17 protein-coding genes are annotated in these 17,459 nt (G+C 61.2%); 12 read left to right on the forward strand and 5 right to left on the reverse strand.

Going from position 1 to position 17,459, the window contains the following annotated elements:
• On the forward strand, nt 1-741 hold the full coding sequence (gene ung / locus JL474_RS13865) for a uracil-DNA glycosylase (RefSeq protein ID WP_203142515.1): 741 nt from the start codon (nt 1-3) through the stop codon (nt 739-741).
• A 37-nt stretch (nt 742-778) separates the two neighbouring features.
• Here ung and JL474_RS13870 read toward each other — a convergent pair whose 3' ends face one another.
• From JL474_RS13870 to nadB, 5 genes are all read right to left on the reverse strand, one after another.
• Nucleotides 779-1,612 carry an HDOD domain-containing protein gene (locus JL474_RS13870; protein WP_203142516.1) on the reverse strand — a complete coding sequence of 278 codons (834 nt, stop codon included), beginning with the start codon at nt 1,610-1,612 and terminating at the stop codon, nt 779-781.
• A gap of 150 nt (nt 1,613-1,762) precedes the next feature.
• Nucleotides 1,763-2,725, reverse strand: a complete 963-nt coding sequence (gene ygfZ / locus JL474_RS13875; RefSeq protein WP_203142517.1) for a CAF17-like 4Fe-4S cluster assembly/insertion protein YgfZ — start codon at nt 2,723-2,725, stop codon at nt 1,763-1,765.
• 12 nt (nt 2,726-2,737) lie between these two features.
• Nucleotides 2,738-3,190, reverse strand: a complete 453-nt coding sequence (locus tag JL474_RS13880) for a hypothetical protein (protein ID WP_203142518.1) — start codon at nt 3,188-3,190, stop codon at nt 2,738-2,740.
• A 1-nt stretch (nt 3,191) separates the two neighbouring features.
• Nucleotides 3,192-3,446, reverse strand: a complete 255-nt coding sequence (locus JL474_RS13885; protein ID WP_203142519.1) for an FAD assembly factor SdhE — start codon at nt 3,444-3,446, stop codon at nt 3,192-3,194.
• A gap of 36 nt (nt 3,447-3,482) precedes the next feature.
• Nucleotides 3,483-5,087, reverse strand: coding sequence for an L-aspartate oxidase (gene nadB, locus JL474_RS13890; RefSeq protein WP_190294933.1), 1,605 nt, complete (start codon nt 5,085-5,087; stop codon nt 3,483-3,485).
• Nucleotides 5,088-5,226: 139 nt separating this feature from the next.
• On the opposite strand from nadB, the gene rpoE reads away from it, so the two are divergent.
• From rpoE to era, 11 genes are all read left to right on the forward strand, one after another.
• Entirely contained in the window at nt 5,227-5,964 is a 738-nt protein-coding gene (gene rpoE / locus JL474_RS13895; RefSeq protein WP_223808001.1) for an RNA polymerase sigma factor RpoE, read from the forward strand.
• A 49-nt stretch (nt 5,965-6,013) separates the two neighbouring features.
• Nucleotides 6,014-6,595 (forward strand): sigma-E factor negative regulatory protein, encoded by a 582-nt coding sequence (locus JL474_RS13900; protein ID WP_123635829.1) that lies wholly within the window; start codon nt 6,014-6,016, stop codon nt 6,593-6,595.
• Between the two features lie 4 nt (nt 6,596-6,599).
• On the forward strand, nt 6,600-7,682 hold the full coding sequence (locus JL474_RS13905; RefSeq protein WP_236012262.1) for a MucB/RseB C-terminal domain-containing protein: 1,083 nt from the start codon (nt 6,600-6,602) through the stop codon (nt 7,680-7,682).
• Nucleotides 7,675-8,166, forward strand: a complete 492-nt coding sequence (locus tag JL474_RS13910) for a SoxR reducing system RseC family protein (protein WP_203142520.1) — start codon at nt 7,675-7,677, stop codon at nt 8,164-8,166. Before JL474_RS13905 ends, JL474_RS13910 begins: the two co-directional genes overlap by 8 nt.
• 106 nt (nt 8,167-8,272) lie before the next feature.
• Nucleotides 8,273-9,682 carry a DegQ family serine endoprotease gene (locus JL474_RS13915; RefSeq protein WP_203142521.1) on the forward strand — a complete coding sequence of 470 codons (1,410 nt, stop codon included), beginning with the start codon at nt 8,273-8,275 and terminating at the stop codon, nt 9,680-9,682.
• Between the two features lie 191 nt (nt 9,683-9,873).
• Complete coding sequence (locus tag JL474_RS13920) at nt 9,874-12,591, forward strand: bifunctional diguanylate cyclase/phosphodiesterase (protein WP_203142522.1); 2,718 nt, start codon at nt 9,874-9,876, stop codon at nt 12,589-12,591.
• A 199-nt stretch (nt 12,592-12,790) separates the two neighbouring features.
• Complete coding sequence (gene lepA, locus JL474_RS13925; RefSeq protein WP_123635825.1) at nt 12,791-14,590, forward strand: translation elongation factor 4; 1,800 nt, start codon at nt 12,791-12,793, stop codon at nt 14,588-14,590.
• Between the two features lie 9 nt (nt 14,591-14,599).
• A complete protein-coding gene (lepB, locus tag JL474_RS13930) occupies nt 14,600-15,412 on the forward strand; it encodes a signal peptidase I (RefSeq protein WP_123635824.1) in 813 nt (270 codons plus the stop codon).
• Between the two features lie 55 nt (nt 15,413-15,467).
• Nucleotides 15,468-15,833: a DUF4845 domain-containing protein gene (locus JL474_RS13935; RefSeq protein WP_123635823.1), complete on the forward strand. Its 366-nt coding sequence runs from the start codon at nt 15,468-15,470 to the stop codon at nt 15,831-15,833.
• Entirely contained in the window at nt 15,830-16,522 is a 693-nt protein-coding gene (gene rnc, locus JL474_RS13940) for a ribonuclease III (protein ID WP_123635822.1), read from the forward strand. Before JL474_RS13935 ends, rnc begins: the two co-directional genes overlap by 4 nt.
• Nucleotides 16,522-17,439 carry a GTPase Era gene (gene era / locus JL474_RS13945; protein ID WP_123635821.1) on the forward strand — a complete coding sequence of 306 codons (918 nt, stop codon included), beginning with the start codon at nt 16,522-16,524 and terminating at the stop codon, nt 17,437-17,439. Before rnc ends, era begins: the two co-directional genes overlap by 1 nt.
• The last annotated feature ends 20 nt before the right edge of the window (nt 17,440-17,459 follow it).

Consider the following 17,459-nt stretch of genomic DNA (forward strand, 5'->3'; position numbering starts at 1 on the left):
ATGCATCCGGCGGCCGAAGCCCTGCGACAGCAGCTCAAGCCCGATCGCGGCTGGCTCGAACGTCTCGGTAACGAGTTCGAGCAGCCGTACCTGCAAACGCTGGCTGATTTCCTGGCCCAGGAAGAGCAGGCGGGCAAGACGCTGTTTCCAGCCCGTCAGCATTGTTTCAACGCACTGAATTCGACCCCTTTCGACAAGGTGTCGGTGGTCATTCTCGGGCAGGATCCCTATCACGGTCCGGGGCAGGCCCATGGTCTGTGCTTCAGTGTGCGACCGGGCGTCAAAACGCCGCCGTCACTGGTCAATATTTTCAAGGAAATCCAGGCGGAACTGGGCATTGATCCACCGGATCACGGCTGTTTGCAGCCCTGGGCCGATCAGGGGGTGTTGTTGCTCAATGCCGTACTGACCGTGGTGCAGGGCCAGGCGGGCGCCCATCAGGGCAAGGGCTGGGAGCACTTCACCGACCGCGTGATCGAGCACATCAATGCCGAGCGCGAAGGCGTGGTGTTTCTGCTTTGGGGCAGCTATGCCCAGAAGAAGGGGCGGATCATCGATCGGAACCGGCACCTCGTCCTGCAGGGGCCGCATCCGTCTCCACTGAGCGCGCATCGGGGCTTCTTTGGTTGCGGTCATTTCCGTCAGACCAACGAGTGGCTGGTGGAAAAGGGGCGGGCGCCCATCGACTGGGGCTTGCCCAATCAGGAAGAGCTGATCGCGCGATACAAAAAAGGCCGGTGAATCACCGGCCTTTTTTGCGTTTGGCGTCTGTACCCGTTTACTGGAGCAGCGCCATCGCCGCTTCCATTTCGGCGTTCAGGTCTTCTTCCTGGCTCATATCGATGTTCGGGTCCAGGCCCAGCCGCTCGAACGCGGGGATGGTGTTCCAGTCCAGCTCCGTGAACGGGTGCTCGGTGCCGGCGACCAGCTGCAGGTTGGCGATCATCACCAGATCGGCGTAATCGGCCTTGGGGACGACACGCTGGAAGTCCGTGAAATCGCCCGGGACGGTCTGGAGTTCCGTCGGGAAATCCCACTTCTTGAGAATGCGCTGGCCGATATCGGCGTGCAATTCTTCGATGACCTTGTCCAGCATGATGCTGCTGATCTGAACTTCGTTGTCTTCCACATAACGCAGGATCGGCAGCACGCCGATCAGGTGTACCAGGCCGGCCAGAGTCGCCTGGTCCGGCTTGAGGCGCGTGTAGTGCTGGGCCAGGACATGGCAGATGCCGGCCACTTCGGTACTGGTTTGCCAGGTGGCCCGCAGGCGCTTGTCGATCATGTCGGAAGTGGCCTGGAACATCTGTTCCATCGCCAGACCCATGGCCAGGTTGCTGGTGTAGGCCATGCCCAGACGGCTGACCGCCATGGTCAGGTTTTCGATCTGCCGGGAACCCCGGAACAGCGGGCTGTTGCAGACCCGGATCAGGCGGGCCGAGAGGGCGGTGTCGTTACTGATGACCTTGACCAGGTCCTGTATGGAAGAGTCCTCTGCCTCTGCGATTTCCCGGACCTGGAGGGCCACTTCGGGCAGGGTCGGCAGGACCAGCTTGTCGCTCTCGATCGCAGCGGTCAGATCGTCTTTAAGGGTTTCCGAAATCGTCGCCATAGTGAGATGTTCCATCCATCGGTGACTGGCATGAAAAGCAGGGCGCAACGCCGTTAGTGTGCAGTTATAGCAAATAAATCCAGCCGCAGCCGTCACAAAACGTATCTGCAAGGGCGACGCAACGGCCGGTTGTTGGTTCTCGGGCTCGCGTCAGGCCTTTTCCTGTTCTGGCACCGGGTAGGGTAGATCCAGGCGTTCAACCGTGCCTTCCGCCCCGTCAATCCTCCAGGGCTGCGCGTCCAGAGCGGCGTGCTTGATCACGGCGAGCGCTTCCTGCCGACCGTCGTCGAAGCTGACCACGTTGACCAGTTCGCCGACGGCCTTGTCACCGGCGATCACCGACATGCCCGGGTGCAAGGTTTGGTCGGCAGAGACCGCCAGGCGGAACAGGCTCTTCTTGAGCTGCCCCAGGTAGTGCATGCGCGCAATGACTTCCTGGCCGGTGTAGCAGCCTTTCTTGAAGTGAATGCCATCGACGTGTTGCAAGTTCAGCATCTGGGGGACATAGGCCTCACTGCTGTCGCTGTCGAGTTCGGCCAGGCCAGCACTGATCTCGGCAGCCGCCCAATCCGCCGGGGTGGCGGTCGGGGCCTCCGGCAGGCGGTCGCCACTGAGGCGCCAGAATTCGTAACGGGGGACGCCTTCGGTGGTGTCCTGAACCCGGATCAGTTTGCCGTCTTCCAGTGTCAGCGCGTCACCGGTCGTGTCGAGGGTATCGGCATCGGCCGACAGGCTACGCGCCGCCTCGAGGCCCCACAGGCCAAATACCCGGGCGCTGTCGAGGCTGGTCATCTCCGTGCCGCGGAACAACATGAGGAATTTTTTCAGTTGGCTGGTGATGCGCTCTTCGATGGCTTTGGGCAGACGCAACAGGATGGCGTCTTGCTCGCCGACCAGCAGTGATACGGCATAGGCCCGGCCTTTCGGGGTGCAGGCGGCCGCTCGGCGTGCGCGGGTTTCGGTCACCTCATCCATATGCTGGCTGAGTTGGCCGTGCAGGAATTTGCGGGGATCCTTGCCGCCCACCCGATAGAGCTGGACATTGTCCAGGTTGGCAAACGCATGACTCGGGCGTTGGGCGGAAGCGACTTGCGGCGCGGCGGAATCGGACATGCGCTACTCCTGTCAGACCGGTTGATTCGAAGAGGGCGATGGACTGCCGGCAAAACGAAGCCACACTCGCAAACGCCGAAAGGCGTCCGGATCGACGTTCGTGCAGAACGGCAGATTCACCAGCAGGACTGTGTGTTCCTTCAAGGTGGAGGCCTCGGGCTGCAGTTTCAAGAGTGCAACGCGGCTTGTTAGTCGGCTGTTGGCAGCCACCTTGACAGGGATATCGCTACCTTCGGCCGTGCGGACCGACAACTGCTGCCGTCTCAGGCTCAATCCCGTAACCGCCTGTTGGCTTTCCAGAAGGGCAAGATGCCGCACACTGCGCCAGCCAATCCCTGCGAACACCACCGATGCCATCAATTGGCCGGCCGGCAGGCCGGTGGTCAGCGTCAGGGCAAGACCGGCGGGTAATGCCCAGCACAGTGCCAGCAGGGCTGCCAGCGGCAGGGAGCGTTGCAGCGGCAAGTTAATCCGGCTGTACACGATCCAGGATCATATCCACGATAACCTGCAGATCCGGGTCTTCCGGGCGTTCGCGCTGCATGAACCACTGGTAGATCTGGGTATCCTCGCAGTCGATCAGCTTCTGGTAGCGCGCCTTATCGGCTTGCGGGAGGTCTGGGTAGACCTGTTCCAGGAAAGGGATCAGCAGAACATCCAGCTCCAGCATGCCGCGTCGGCTGTGCCAGTAAAGACGCTTGAATTCGACATCACGATCCATACAAAACGACCTCAGGGTGAAAACAGATTCCGGGTACTAGGGCGCCCGGGAACGAAAAGTGGTGGGCGTCAGGATAGTGTCCCGCGCTTCGTGCAGCACTCCGGGAAAATCGAGAGTGTAATGCAGGCCGCGACTTTCCCGGCGTTGCATGGCCGAACAGATGATCAGGTCGGACACGGTAACCAGGTTGCGCAGTTCCAGCAGGTCGTTGGAGACCCGGTAGTTGTTGTAGAACTCGCCGATCTCCCGCGACAGCAAATCGACCCGGTGCTTGGCCCGCTGCAGGCGCTTGGTGGTGCGCACGATGCCGACGTAGTCCCACATGAAATGACGCAGCTCATCCCAGTTGTGCGAGATCACGACGTCTTCATCCGAGTCGCGGACCTGGGACTCATCCCAGGCCGGTGCCTGCGGCGGATCGGGAATGTCGTTGTCCAGCCGGGCGATGTCTTCGGCGGCAGAACGGCCGTACACCAAGCATTCCAGCAGCGAGTTGCTGGCCATGCGATTGGCGCCGTGCAGGCCGGTAAAGGCGGCTTCGCCGACCACGTAGAGCTGGTTGACGTCGGTGCGTGCCCGGTGGTCGGTCATCACGCCGCCACACGTGTAGTGGGCCGCCGGTACCACCGGTATCGGCTCCCGGGTCATGTCGATCCCGAACGCCAGACAGCGTTCGTAGATGGTAGGGAAGTGGGTCTTCACGAAATCAGCCGGCTTATGGCTGATGTCCAGGTAGAGATGATCGGCACCGATCCGCTTCATTTCATGGTCGATCGCCCGGGCCACGATGTCCCGCGGGGCCAGTTCGCCGCGCTCGTCGAAATGTTCCATGAAGCTGGATCCATCGGGCAGCAGCAGGCGGCCGCCCTCGCCACGCACCGCCTCGGTAATCAGGAACGACTTGGCGTGCGGGTGGTACAGGCAGGTCGGGTGGAACTGGTTGAATTCCATGTTGGCCGTGCGGCAGCCGGCTCGCCAGGCCATGGCGATGCCGTCGCCGGAGGCCCCGTCGGGATTGCTGGTATAACGGTAGGCCTTGCTGGCGCCGCCGGTAGCGATCACCACAAAGCGTGCGCGGAACAACTCGACATGACTGTCGTCAAGATTGAGCACGTAGGCGCCCACACAGCGGTTACCGGGCAGGGACAGCTTGCGATGGGTGATCAGGTCGACGGCGACCCGATTCTCCAGGATTTCCACGTTGGCACACTGGCGAACCCGGTCGCTGAGCGTGTGGGAAACGGCCTGACCGGTGGCATCGGCGGCATGGATAATACGGCGATGACTGTGACCGCCTTCACGGGTGAGGTGGTACTTCTGGTCGTCATCCCGTGTAAAATCAACACCCTTGTCGATCAGCCACTCGATGCTTTCGCGGCTGTGTTCAACCGTGAAGCGCACGGCGTCTTCATGGCACAGGCCGGCGCCGGCGTTCAGCGTGTCCCGGATGTGTGCCTCGACGCTGTCCTCTGAATCCAGGACGGCGGCGATACCGCCCTGGGCCCACAGCGTGGAGCCACTGGTCAGTTCGCCTTTGCTGATGACGGCGGCTTTCATATGGGCGGGCAGGTTGAGTGCGACACTCAAGCCGGCGGCACCACTGCCGATAATCAGCACATCATATTGGTGGGACTGTGGCATCTGTTCGGTATCGCGGGCCATAATGAGGGCGCTATTGAACTAAACTTTACGGCTGCTGTCTATTTGGCCACACGGGCTTACCTGCCACAAGTCAGGGTTGGCAGAGAGCCTTCAAGTCAAGTGCGAATGGGACTGCAGCATGACGTTATCCAGATTGCCAACTTCGGCCCTGCGGGACTGCCGTACGAGTTCGGGGGAGGGCACCCCGGAGAAAGCCACGGTAACCTCCCTGCCAGAGCGCCCGAATGCAGGCGGCCAAACGGCGAAGAAACCGGTGACAGAGAGCACGCCACAGTCTCCCTCTGAAAGTCAGACCGACAAGCAGCTCATCCAGCGCGTCAAGCGGGGTGACCGGTCTGCGTTCGATCTTCTGGTGCTGAAGTACCAGTCCCGCGTGGCATCCATTATCAGCCGCTATACCAACGACTCCCAGGACATTCTGGATCTCACGCAGGAAACATTCGTCAAGGCCTACCGCGCGGTGGAACGCTTCCGCGGTGACAGCGCCTTTTATACCTGGCTTTACCGGATTGCGGTGAATACCGCCAAGAATTTCCTGGAATCCCGCGGGCGGCGCCCGCGTGGCAGCATGGAGGCCGAGGAAGCCGAACGGCTCGATTCCGGTGATTGGTTGCGCGATGTGGCCACCCCGGAGAAGCTGATGCAGCGCGAGGAAATGTATGAAGCCATGCAGCGCGCGATCAGCGGTTTACCGGAAGAGTTGCGTTCGGCCCTGTTGTTGCGGGAATACGAGGGTCTGAGCTATGAAGACATCGCCCGGATCCTGGAATGCCCGATCGGAACGGTACGCTCGCGGATATTCAGAGCACGGGATGCCGTGGACCGCGAGCTGGCCCCGATGTTGAGTGCAGACTGAGTGTCTACAGAATTTAAAACGGTGTTGTTGATTTTGAGGTGCATGCGCAATGGATGATCGTCTGAGAGAGACGCTGTCAGCCATGATGGATGATCAGGCCGACGAACTGGCTGTGCATCGTCTGTTGTCTCGTGCCGGTGAACCGGAAATCCGGGAGCAGTGGCAGAGATGGCAGCAACTGCGCAATCTGATGCATGACGAGCGTCGTGACCTGGCCACGGTGGATGTCAGCAGCGCAGTTCGCGACGCTATCGATGCCAATGCCGAATTGCCTGAACGAGACGCCGATGCGAAGGCGACCAACCCGTCACGGCGCTCCCTGCGCTGGTCGGCGGTGGCCGCGGTGTCCATGGCCCTGCTGGTCGGCTTTGGCGCGGGGGCCCACTGGGGCATTTCCGATGAGACCGGTGCCGGTGCCCTGACAGCGGGTCTGGGTCTGGACGGCAATGACGACGATGACGCCCAGGATACGCCCCGCGTGCCTGAAATTGCCCTGCAGGGGCTGGATGACGAACAGCGGGAGCAAATGAGCCGCTATCTGCTTGAACACGCCCAGCATAACAGTGTGGGCATGGGGTACGGCTCGATGGGGTATGCCCGGGTGGCCAGCGTGTCGACCGGCCTGCGCTGATCCAATGGCCCATTCAGGAATCAACAGACGTCACACCTTCCTCACCCGGCTGGCCTGTGGTGTAAGCGCCTGGGTGCTTTCGGCTTCGGTCTGGGCCGGGGATATGCCCACCACCGCCGAAGGCTGGCTTGAACAGATGGGACCGGCGCTGAACACCACCAGCTACAAAGGGGTGTTCGTCTATAGTCGGGGGGATCAGGTCAGCTCCATGCGCATCGCCCACCGATTCAAGGATGGAGAGGTGCAGGAGCGCCTGGTGATCCAGGATGGCGACCAGGGCGAGATTATCCGCCGGGGTGGCCGCGTGTTCTGCATACTGCCTTCCCATGGCCGTATTCAACTGGATGCCATGCTGCCGTCCGGTCCCTTCTCCGAAGTCTTTTCCGACAAGATGGCGCCTGTGCGGCGCTGGTACGCGGCCAGGCTGCTTGACGACGATCGGGTGGCCGGACACAAGGCGGTGGTCGTCGCCCTTAATCCCAAGGACATTCATCGCTACCGCTATCGGCTGTGGCTCGAGAAAACCTCAGGACTGTTGGTCAAAAGCCAGGTACTGAGCAACGACGACAAGGTGCTGGAGCGTTTCCAGTTCACCATGCTCGAGCTGACCAAGGACATTCCGGACAGTGAATTCCGTATCCCCTCGCAGGAGTCGACCCGCAAGCTGGCTGTCGGCGGGGCGCATCCGGCACCGCCTCCCTCTCCGCCACCGCCCATGCCAAACGTGACCTGGAAACTCAGCTGGCATCCGGAAGGGTTCCAGGCAACGCCGGCCCCGCATCCGCCAGGAGGGCAGGCAATCGCGTTCTCCGACGGACTGGCTTCCTTCTCGGTGTTCGTTGCACCCGTGGGGAACATGGATATGCCGACCGGTATTTCACGGATCGGCGCCACCACGATCTTCATGAGCAAGCTGATAGCAGGTGATCAACGTCATCTGGTGACGGTGGTTGGGGAAATTCCGCCGGAAACGGCTGTCAAAGTGGCTCAATCGATTCGGATTGAAAAGGAACCGGCACCGCAGGCGGCCGAAAAGTCGGCCGCCAAAGCGGACACCGCTGTGGTGCCCGGAGACGATCATGATTGAGGAAAGCGGGACCGTCGTTGCCGAGATTGACGACGCCGTCTGGGTGCAGACCATTCGCCAGAGTACCTGCGGCAGCTGCAGCGCCCGTAAAGGCTGCGGTCAGGGGGCGCTGGCCAGTATGACCGATGGCCGAGCCAATCAGGTTCGGGTGCACAACCCACTCGGCGCCCGCGTGGGTGACCAGGTCACGCTCGGTATCGAGGAATCGCAATTGCTGAAGGCGTCGCTGCTGGTATATGCCTGGCCCCTGCTGGCCCTGCTGCTGGGCGCCATGGTTGCGGCGACTCTCTGGCCCGGCCAGGACGGGCCGGCCATTCTGGGGGGCGCCCTGGGGTTGGCCGTCGGTTTTGGAGCGCTTCGGATAAGTTCCCGTGATCGACGCAAGAACCCTGGGTTTGAACCGGTCCTGTTGCGTGTTGATCTGCATCATGTGGCGGTCGAGCCAGTCACTGTGCGGGATTCGGGCCCGTTGGGAGCGCCCTGACCGGGACCGGGCTCCGCATAACATTTCCTTAATTTGAAACGGCAGAGTCTGCCTAGAAAATAGACGTGTCCATTCTGTAAAACCCAACCAAATTCTGGAGTGAGGTATGCCCCAAAAGAACCTGAGAGTCTGGTTTGCGCCCATTCTGGCGTTCATGATGCTGCTGGCAAGCCGCGCCCATGCCGAGTTGCCTGATTTTACCGGGCTGGTGAAGGAGAACTCGTCGGCTGTGGTCAATATCAGCACGACGCAGAACCCCAAATCTCAGGCAGGGATGCCATTTGACCAGCGTCAGCTGGATCAGATGCCCGAATTCTTCCGCCGCTTCTTCGAAGGGCCCAATGGCCCGCAACAGCCCGGCCAACAGCAGCCGCTGCATTCCATGGGGTCCGGTTTCATTGTCTCCGAGGATGGCTACATCCTGACCAACAACCACGTGGTGGAAGGGGCCGACGAAATCATCGTGCGCCTGAGCGATCGTCGTGAACTCAATGCCAAGGTGATCGGCACGGACCCGCGCTCGGACATCGCCGTGCTGAAGATCAAGGCCGACCACCTGCCGGTGGTCAAGATGGGCCACTCCAGCGACCTGCAGCAGGGTGAGTGGGTTTTCGCGATCGGGTCGCCGTTCGGCTTCGATTACACCGTGACCGCGGGCATCGTCAGCGCCATCGGCCGTTCACTGCCTTCCGAGAACTATGTCCCGTTCATCCAGACGGACGTGGCCATCAATCCGGGTAACTCCGGCGGCCCGCTGTTCAACCTCGACGGTGAAGTGGTCGGCATCAACTCCCAGATTTATACCCGCTCTGGTGGCTTCATGGGTGTGTCTTTCTCGATTCCCATCGACGTGGCCATGAACGTATTCCATCAGATCAAGGACCAGGGCTTCGTTTCCCGTGGCTGGCTGGGCGTGCTGATCCAGGAGGTCAACCGGGACCTGGCCGAGTCATTCGGCCTGAAGCGTCCACGTGGTGCGCTGGTGGCTGAAGTGCTGCCAGACTCGCCGGCGGAGGCCGCCGGACTGCAGCCGGGCGACATCATCCTGGAATACAACGGTGAGCCGATCAATCTGTCCTCCGATCTGCCACCGATGGTGGGGCGCACCAAGATCAACGAGTCGGCCGAGCTGACGGTGCTGCGCAACGGTGAGGAAAAGGAGCTGGATGTGACCATCGGCAAGCTGCCCGAGGACCGTCAGGCGAGCACTGGTGAGGAGCCGTCTCCCTCCGTGAGTAATGGCCCGCTGGGACTGTCCGTCGCTGACCTGACCGCCGACCAGCGCCAGCAGCTGGGTATCAAGGATGGTGTCCTGGTGCAGAACGTTGGAACGGGACCGGCCCTGGATGCGGGGATCCGTCCCGACGACGTGATCCGCAAGCTCAACAACGAGACCGTGAGCTCCGTGGACGACTTCCGCCGCATTGCCGGTGACCTGCCCAAGGGCAAGGCGATTCCGGTTCTGGTCATGCGCGAGGGGCAGTCGACGTTCCTCGTCATCAAGACCGAGAAGTAACCCTGTCGGCGCCGGCGTCCCGTCGGCGCTTACTTCCTTCCTGTCATTTGACCCCGTCGTGGCACGATCCGCGACGGGTTTTGCTATACTCCCCGGTTTAAAATTGATCAGGGCCCGCAGCCCCCCGATCCGGGGGCTGCGGGTGCATTTCTGACCGTGGGCGTCTTGCCCCGATTCAATGGATTGAAGTAATGGCGAAGGAAGTAACCCTGGGACAACTGGCCCGACGCTCCTCTTCTCGCATAGCCTGGTTGGTCTTGCTGATCTCCCTGCTACTGACCGCCGGTGCCTGGCAGTTTTCCATCCGCCTGGTCCAGGACCGGACCCAGGCGCGTTTTGAAAACCAGTCCATGCAGTTGAAGACGGCCATCGAGGAGCGGCTGCTCAACTATGAACAGGTGCTGGCCGGCAGTGCCGGCCTGTTTGCCGTCGCCGACCTGGTTGGGCGTGACGACTGGCGCCTGTACGTCAACAAGCTGGACATCAACCGCTACTATCCGGGTATCCAGGGGATTGGCTACACCGCCCGGGTGGAAGGGGATGAAATCAAGGACTTCGTGCGCAGGATCCGGGACCAGGGGCTGCCGGATTACCTGATCAATCCCGCCGGTGTGCGCGCCGAGTATCACCCGATCGTGTTCCTGGAACCCAGTACCCAGCGCAACAAACGCGCCTACGGCTACGACGCGTTCGGTGATCCCACCCACCGCATTGCCATGGAAGAAGCCCGCGATACCGGTAAGGCCACCATGACCGGCAAGGTGGTCCTGGTGCAGGAGCAGGTGGACGACGAACAGGCCGGCTTCCTGATGTATTTCCCGGTCTACCAGGGCGACAAGGTGCCCAATATCCTGGAAGAGCGGCGCATGCGATTGCGTGGCTTCGTGTTCAGCGCCTTCCGCATGAACAACCTGATGGACGGGATCGTCGGCCTGATTGCGCCGTTCCTCGACGTGCGCATCTACGACAGCGACGTGCCGGTGAAGGAGGATCTGATGTACGCCTCCAACCTGGGTTCGCTGGACGACGACTACACCTTTGAGATGACCCAGAAGGTCGAGCACGGCGGGCGCACGTGGCTGCTGCAGACGCACACCACGCCGGCGTTTGATTTTCGCTCATCGGATCCGCGGCCGCTGATCGTGCTGGTAGCCGGCGTCATCATCAGTTTGCTGCTGTTCGCGTTCTCTCTGGCGATGATCCGTTCGCGACTATTGGCCCAGATCAACGCCGGTCGTTATCGGGCCATCACCGAGGGCGCCAGCAACATCACCCTGATTCTCGACCAGAAAGGGCAGACCCAGTACGTCAGCCCATCGTCCGAGACGATTCTCGGCTACGATCCGGGCAGCGTTCCCAACCTGCAGCTCGAAGACCAGGTGCATCCGGACGACTGGCCTCAGCTGCAGCACTGTTTCGATCAGGCGCTCACCGAGCCGGGCAAAGGGCTGCCGGTGGTGCATGCCCGCATCCGCGATGCCCAGGGTGAATGGCGTGACATGGAAGGCACCTACACCGCGATGACCGACGTACCCGGGGTCAACGGTGTGGTGGTCAGTCTGCGCGACCTGACTGAACTCAAGGCCGCCCAGACAGAACTGCATCGCCTCGCGTTCTACGATCCGCTGACCGGGCTGGCCAACCGCCAGTTGTTCCGTGACCGTCTGGAACACGTGATTCGCCGCTGTAAGCGCAGTGGCAATGCCGCCGCCCTGATGTTCCTGGACCTGGACGGCTTCAAACGGATCAACGACACCCTGGGCCACGATGTGGGCGATCACCTGCTGCAAACGGTGGCCGGATGGCTCAGCGGCTGTGTGCGCGAGGAAGACTCGGTGGCCCGGTTGGGCGGCGACGAGTTTGTCGTATTGCTGTCGGAGGTAAGCGGTTCGGATGCGGCCCTGGCGGTGGCAGAAAGTATCCTGCGCCGGCTGTGCCAGCGGGTGCGTCTGGGTGAGCATGAGGTTGGCGTGACCGTGAGTATCGGTCTGGCCATGATCCCCGGTGACAGCGAAGACGCCACCTCGCTGATGAAGTACGCGGATCTGGCCATGTACCGGGCCAAGGAGCTGGGGCGCAACAACGTCCAGTTCTTCACCTCGGCGCTGAATATCCAGGCGGCCCGTCGCCTGCTGCAGCAGGAGGAGCTGAGCAACGCCCTGGATGCGGACCGCTTTGTGCTCCACTACCAGCCCAAGTTCGACCTGGAGAAGGATCACATCCTCGGCGTCGAAGCTTTCCTGCGCTGGCAACATCCGGATCGGGGGCTGGTGCCGGCGCAGCAGTTCATCAATCTGGCGGAAGAGTCGGGCCTGATTGTCCGTCTCGGTGAAATGGCGCTGCGCCAGGCCTGTATCCAGATCCAGGCGCTGGAGCGGGCCGGATTCGGTGAGCTGAAGATTTCCGTGAACCTGTCGTCGCGGCAGGTGACCGATCCCAACTTCCTCGATATGTTCCGGCGGGTCATCACCGAGACCGGCGTCAAACCGGAGCAGCTGGAACTCGAATTGCCGGCGGACCTGCTCAACGAAGAGCCGGACGTGGTGCATCCGCTGATGACGGCACTGCACGATATCGGCGTCTACCTGATTCTCGACAACTTCGGAGCCGGCAACTGCTCGCTGGCGGCGATGCAACGCCTGCCGTTGCATGCGGTGAAGATCGATCAGGTCTTCATTCGCGACATTCCCTACAACGCCACCGCCACCGACGTCACCTCGGCCGTGATTGCGCTGGCTCACAAGCTGCACCTGGCGGTCATTGCCGAGGGCGTGGAAACGCCGCAGCAGCTCGCCTTCCTGCGCGCCAACGGCTGCGCCCAGGGGCAGGGCAACCTGTTCAGCTACCCGCTGGATGAAGACGCCCTGATCGGATTCCTGGTGCGACAGCAGGAAAGAAACAGCTATTGATGGGAGCGTCATGAGATCCTGTGACGACGGCGCCAAGTCCGGCGCCGTCGTTTTCACGGGCTCTTGTCGGGTCTGCATAAATCCTGATCGGCTTACATGGCAATAGCGCCGCTTAACCGGTAAAATCAGCCTTCCCAAATCTGCCGCCGGTCCAGCGCCGGCGCGCCGGACATTTTTCTGACGTGAGACACCCGATTCTGTGACTGACCTGAGCCACATCCGTAACTTTTCCATCATCGCCCATATCGATCACGGAAAATCCACGCTCGCTGACCGCTTTATCCAGGTCTGCGGCGGCCTGACCGACCGGGAAATGGCCGAACAGGTCCTGGACTCCATGGACCTGGAGCGTGAACGGGGGATCACCATCAAGGCGCAGAGTGTGACCCTGCGCTACAAGGCCCGGGACGGCATTGAATACGAACTCAACATGATCGATACCCCGGGCCACGTGGACTTTTCCTACGAGGTGTCCCGCTCGCTGTTTGCCTGCGAAGGCGCCTTGCTGGTGGTGGATGCCGGGCAGGGTGTCGAGGCCCAGTCCGTGGCCAACTGCTACACCGCCATCGAGCAGGGGCTGGAAGTGGTGCCGGTTCTCAACAAGATGGACCTGCCCCAGGCCGAGCCGGATCGCGTCGCCCAGGAAATCGAGGACATCATCGGCATCGAGGCCACCGAGGCGGTGCGTTGCAGCGCCAAGACCGGCCTGGGCGTCGAGGACGTGCTGGAAGAGCTGATCCGTCTGGTGCCGCCGCCCCAGGGGGATACGGAAGGCCCGTTGCAGGCGCTGATCATCGATTCCTGGTTCGACAACTACCTGGGTGTCGTCTCACTGGTTCGGGTGCGCCAGGGCTCATTGCGCAAAGGCGACAAGATCCTGATCAAATCCACCGGCCGCGCCTGGCAGGTGGACAAGGTGGGAATTTTTACGCCCAAGCCCACCGATACCGGTGTGCTGGGTACCGGTGAGGTCGGCTTCGTGATCGCCGGCATCAAGGACATCAAGGGCGCCCCCGTGGGCGATACCATCACGCACCAGAATACGCCGGATACGGCCATGGTGCCGGGCTTCCAGAAGGTCAAACCGCAGGTCTATGCCGGCCTGTTCCCGGTCAGTTCCGACGACTACGACGACTTCCGGGAAGCGCTGGACAAGCTGACCCTGAACGACGCGTCCCTCTTCTTCGAGCCGGAAAGCTCCGACGCCCTCGGTTTCGGTTTCCGTTGTGGTTTCCTGGGCATGCTGCACATGGAGATCATCCAGGAGCGGCTGGAACGGGAGTACGACCTGGACCTGATTACCACCGCGCCGACGGTGGTGTTCGAGGTCCTCACCAAGCAGAACGAAACGCTGTACGTCGACAACCCGTCGCGCCTGCCGGACATCGGCAGCATCGAGGAAATGCGCGAGCCGATTGTCGAGGCGAACATTCTGGTGCCGCAGGAGCACCTGGGTAACGTCATCGCCCTGTGCGAAGAAAAGCGCGGTGTGCAGAAGAACATGCTGTTCCTCGCCAGCCAGGTGCAGTTGACCTATGAACTGCCGATGGGTGAAGTGGTTCTCGATTTCTTCGATCGGATCAAGTCCGCCAGTCGCGGTTTTGCCTCACTGGATTATCATTTCAAACGATTCCAGACCGCGGACCTGGTGCGCCTGGATATCCTGATCAACGGCGACCGGGTGGATGCGCTGGCGCTGATCGTCCATCGCAATCAGTCCCATCACCGTGGCCGGGCGGTCCTGGAAAAGATGAAGGAACTTATTCCGCGGCAGATGTTCGATATTGCCCTGCAGGCCGCAATCGGCAATCACGTCATCGCGCGTCAGACCGTCAAGGCACTGCGCAAAAACGTGACGGCGAAGTGCTACGGCGGTGACGTCAGCCGGAAGAAGAAGCTGTTGCAGAAACAGAAAGAAGGTAAAAAGCGCATGAAGCAGCTTGGTAATGTCGAGGTGCCCCAGGAAGCGTTTCTTGCCGTACTGCGCGTCGACAACTAGGACCCAAGCATGGATATCGATTTTCCCCTGATCCTCGTCACCCTGACGTTCGCCACTGGCCTGATCTGGTTGGCAGACCGGCTGTTCCTGCGGTCACGTCGGGAGGCCCGTCTGTCAGAATCCTCCAGCGGCGGCACCGGCAGTGTCCCGCCCGGAGAACGCACCGGCGAGGAGCAGGAGGAGGCCAGCGAGCCCTACCTGGTCGAACTCAGCCGGTCCTTTTTCCCGGTCCTGGCGATCGTCCTGGTGCTGCGCTCCTTCCTGGTGGAGCCGTTCCAGATTCCCTCCGGTTCCATGTTGCCGACCCTGCAGGTGGGTGACTTCATTCTGGTCAACAAATTTGCCTACGGCTTGCGACTGCCAGTACTGAGAACCAAGATAGTACCGATCGGTGAGCCGGAGCGCGGGGACGTCATGGTCTTCAAATACCCCAAGGATGGCGAGACCAACTATATTAAACGGGTGATCGGCCTGCCGGGGGACAAGATCAGCTATCACGACAAGACCCTGGCGATTAACGGCAAGGTGATCGAATCCGATTTCGTCGCCAACCTGCCGCCGGTGGAGTTGCGTGAAGAGAACCTGGAAGGCGTGCATCACAACATTCTTCTCAACCACACCCGACGCGGGCTGGATGGGGAAGGGGACTGGGTCGTTCCCCAGGGGCACTACTTCATGATGGGGGACAACCGCGACAACAGTAACGACAGCCGGTACTGGGGCTTCGTTCCGGAAGATCTGGTGGTGGGCAAGGCCTTCGCCATCTGGATGCACCTGGAGTCCTGGATCCCGAGCTTTGATCGCGTCGGCCTGATCAAGTAGTCGGAATGCCCATGTTCGGCCATTCCGGAATCATGGAATAAAAAGAGAGAAATCAATGAAGACTCAACGTGGCGCTTCCACCCTGGGGATCCTCATCGCCGTCCTTTTTTTCGGCAGCCTGATCACCCTGGTGATCAAACTGGGGCCGATCTACCTGGACGACATTACCATTCAGGAGGCCATCGAGAGCCTGAATGACACCGACAACCTGGACAATCTGAGCGTCCGCGATGTCCAGACCCTGATCCGCAAGCGCCTGAGCGTCAACAACGTCGACGGGTTTGACGAGAAGCTCATCAAGGTCCACAAGGAAGATGGCAAGGTGCACATCGACCTTGAGTACGAGGTGCGCACGGATCTGTTCCAGAATGTGGACGCCGTTGTCCACTTCAATCACGCCTACGAGATGACAGGTCAGTGAGGGTAAGCGAAATCGAATTGGGCCGCCTCCAGAAGCGTCTGGGTTACCAGTTCCGGGATCCGGAGCTGTTGACGCTGGCGCTGACCCACCGGAGCCATGGCAACCAGAATAACGAGCGCCTGGAATTCCTGGGTGACTCGATCGTGAATATGGTCATCGCCGAGCATCTGTACCGGCATTTCGAGAATGCCCGGGAAGGTCAACTCAGCCGTCTGCGCGCGCGCATGGTGAAAGGCGTGACGCTGGCGGAAATCGGCCGGGAATTCAGCCTTGGTGACTACCTGCGTATGGGCTCCGGGGAGCTCAAGAGTGGCGGTTTCCGGCGTGACTCGATCCTGGCGGATGCCGTGGAATCGGTGATCGGGGCCATGTATCTGGACAGCGATTTTCACACCTGCCGGGCGCGGGTGCTGGACTGGTTCAACGAGCGGCTGGAGCGGCTCGACCTGCAGGATACCCAAAAGGATCCCAAGACGCGTCTGCAGGAATACCTGCAGTCCCGCCAGTATCCGCTGCCACGCTACGACGTCATTTCCATCGAAGGCGAGGCGCACGCCCAGACATTCCACGTGGAGTGCGCCTTACCGTCCCTGGACCGCAAGACCACCGGCGTCGGCGGCAGTCGTCGCGTCGCCGAACAGCAAGCCGCGCGCAACGCCCTGAAATCACTGGGTGTGGAGAATAATTGATGATCGACCCCACCCAACCGGACAACCCCGACAGCCGCTGTGGTTTTGTCGCCATCGTCGGCCGCCCCAATGTGGGCAAGTCCACGTTGCTCAACCATATCCTGGGCCAGAAGCTGAGCATCACCTCGCGCAAGCCCCAGACCACACGCCACCAGGTGCTGGGCATCCAGACCCGGGGTGACGTGCAGGCCATCTACGTCGATACGCCGGGCATGCACGAGGAAGAACCGCGGGCCCTGAATCGCTACATGAACCGCGCAGCGTCCTCGGCATTGAAGGATGTGGACGTCGTGGTGTTCGTGGTCGACCAGACCCACTGGACCACGGCGGACGACATGGTCCTCAAGAAGCTGGAAAACGTGAAGGCACCGGTGATCCTGGCCGTCAACAAGGTGGACAAGATCGAGAAGCGTGACGTCCTGCTGCCGCATCTGGCGGAGCTGGCCAAGAAATACGACTTTGCCGAGATCATTCCGCTGTCGGCTCTGCGTGAACAGAATCTGGAACCACTGGAAAAGGCCGTCGACCGCCTCTTGCCAGTCAGCATTCATTTCTACCCGGACGACCAGTTGACCGACCGCAGTCAGCGTTTCCTGGCGTCGGAGATCGTGCGCGAGAAGATCACCCGCCAACTGGGGGCCGAGCTGCCGTATTCCGTGGCCGTGGAGATCGAGGAATTCAAGCAGGATGGCAAGGTGCTGCACATCGCCGCGCTGATCCTGGTGGAGCGTGACGGCCAGAAGAAAATCCTCATCGGCGACAAGGGCGAGCGCATCCGTCGTATTGGCCAGGAAGCCCGCATCGATATGGAAAAGCTGTTCGACAGCAAGGTCATGCTGCGGCTCTGGGTCAAGGTGAAGAAAGGTTGGGCCGACAGCGACCGGGCGCTCAAGAGCCTGGGTATGGACGACTTCTGAGGCGGCCGTTGGGCAACCAT

The sequence above is a fragment of the Marinobacter mangrovi genome (assembly GCF_016798325.1).
GTDB classification, from domain to species: domain Bacteria; phylum Pseudomonadota; class Gammaproteobacteria; order Pseudomonadales; family Oleiphilaceae; genus Marinobacter_A; species Marinobacter_A mangrovi.

Excerpts from the sequence above, each read along its gene's own strand:
- JL474_RS13920 (WP_203142522.1), top strand. The coding sequence starts at position 9,874 with ATGGCGAAGGAAGTAACCCTGGGACAACTGGCCCGACGCTCCTCTTCT.
- rpoE (WP_223808001.1), top strand. The coding sequence starts at position 5,227 with ATGACGTTATCCAGATTGCCAACTTCGGCCCTGCGGGACTGCCGTACG.
- ung (WP_203142515.1), top strand. The coding sequence starts at position 1 with ATGCATCCGGCGGCCGAAGCCCTGCGACAGCAGCTCAAGCCCGATCGC.
- JL474_RS13935 (WP_123635823.1), top strand. The coding sequence starts at position 15,468 with ATGAAGACTCAACGTGGCGCTTCCACCCTGGGGATCCTCATCGCCGTC.
- ygfZ (WP_203142517.1), bottom strand. The coding sequence starts at position 2,725 with ATGTCCGATTCCGCCGCGCCGCAAGTCGCTTCCGCCCAACGCCCGAGT.
- JL474_RS13905 (WP_236012262.1), top strand. The coding sequence starts at position 6,600 with ATGGCCCATTCAGGAATCAACAGACGTCACACCTTCCTCACCCGGCTG.
- era (WP_123635821.1), top strand. The coding sequence starts at position 16,522 with ATGATCGACCCCACCCAACCGGACAACCCCGACAGCCGCTGTGGTTTT.
- lepB (WP_123635824.1), top strand. The coding sequence starts at position 14,600 with ATGGATATCGATTTTCCCCTGATCCTCGTCACCCTGACGTTCGCCACT.
- JL474_RS13870 (WP_203142516.1), bottom strand. The coding sequence starts at position 1,612 with ATGGCGACGATTTCGGAAACCCTTAAAGACGATCTGACCGCTGCGATC.
- JL474_RS13910 (WP_203142520.1), top strand. The coding sequence starts at position 7,675 with ATGATTGAGGAAAGCGGGACCGTCGTTGCCGAGATTGACGACGCCGTC.
- JL474_RS13885 (WP_203142519.1), bottom strand. The coding sequence starts at position 3,446 with ATGGATCGTGATGTCGAATTCAAGCGTCTTTACTGGCACAGCCGACGC.
- nadB (WP_190294933.1), bottom strand. The coding sequence starts at position 5,087 with ATGCCACAGTCCCACCAATATGATGTGCTGATTATCGGCAGTGGTGCC.
- JL474_RS13915 (WP_203142521.1), top strand. The coding sequence starts at position 8,273 with ATGCCCCAAAAGAACCTGAGAGTCTGGTTTGCGCCCATTCTGGCGTTC.
- JL474_RS13900 (WP_123635829.1), top strand. The coding sequence starts at position 6,014 with ATGGATGATCGTCTGAGAGAGACGCTGTCAGCCATGATGGATGATCAG.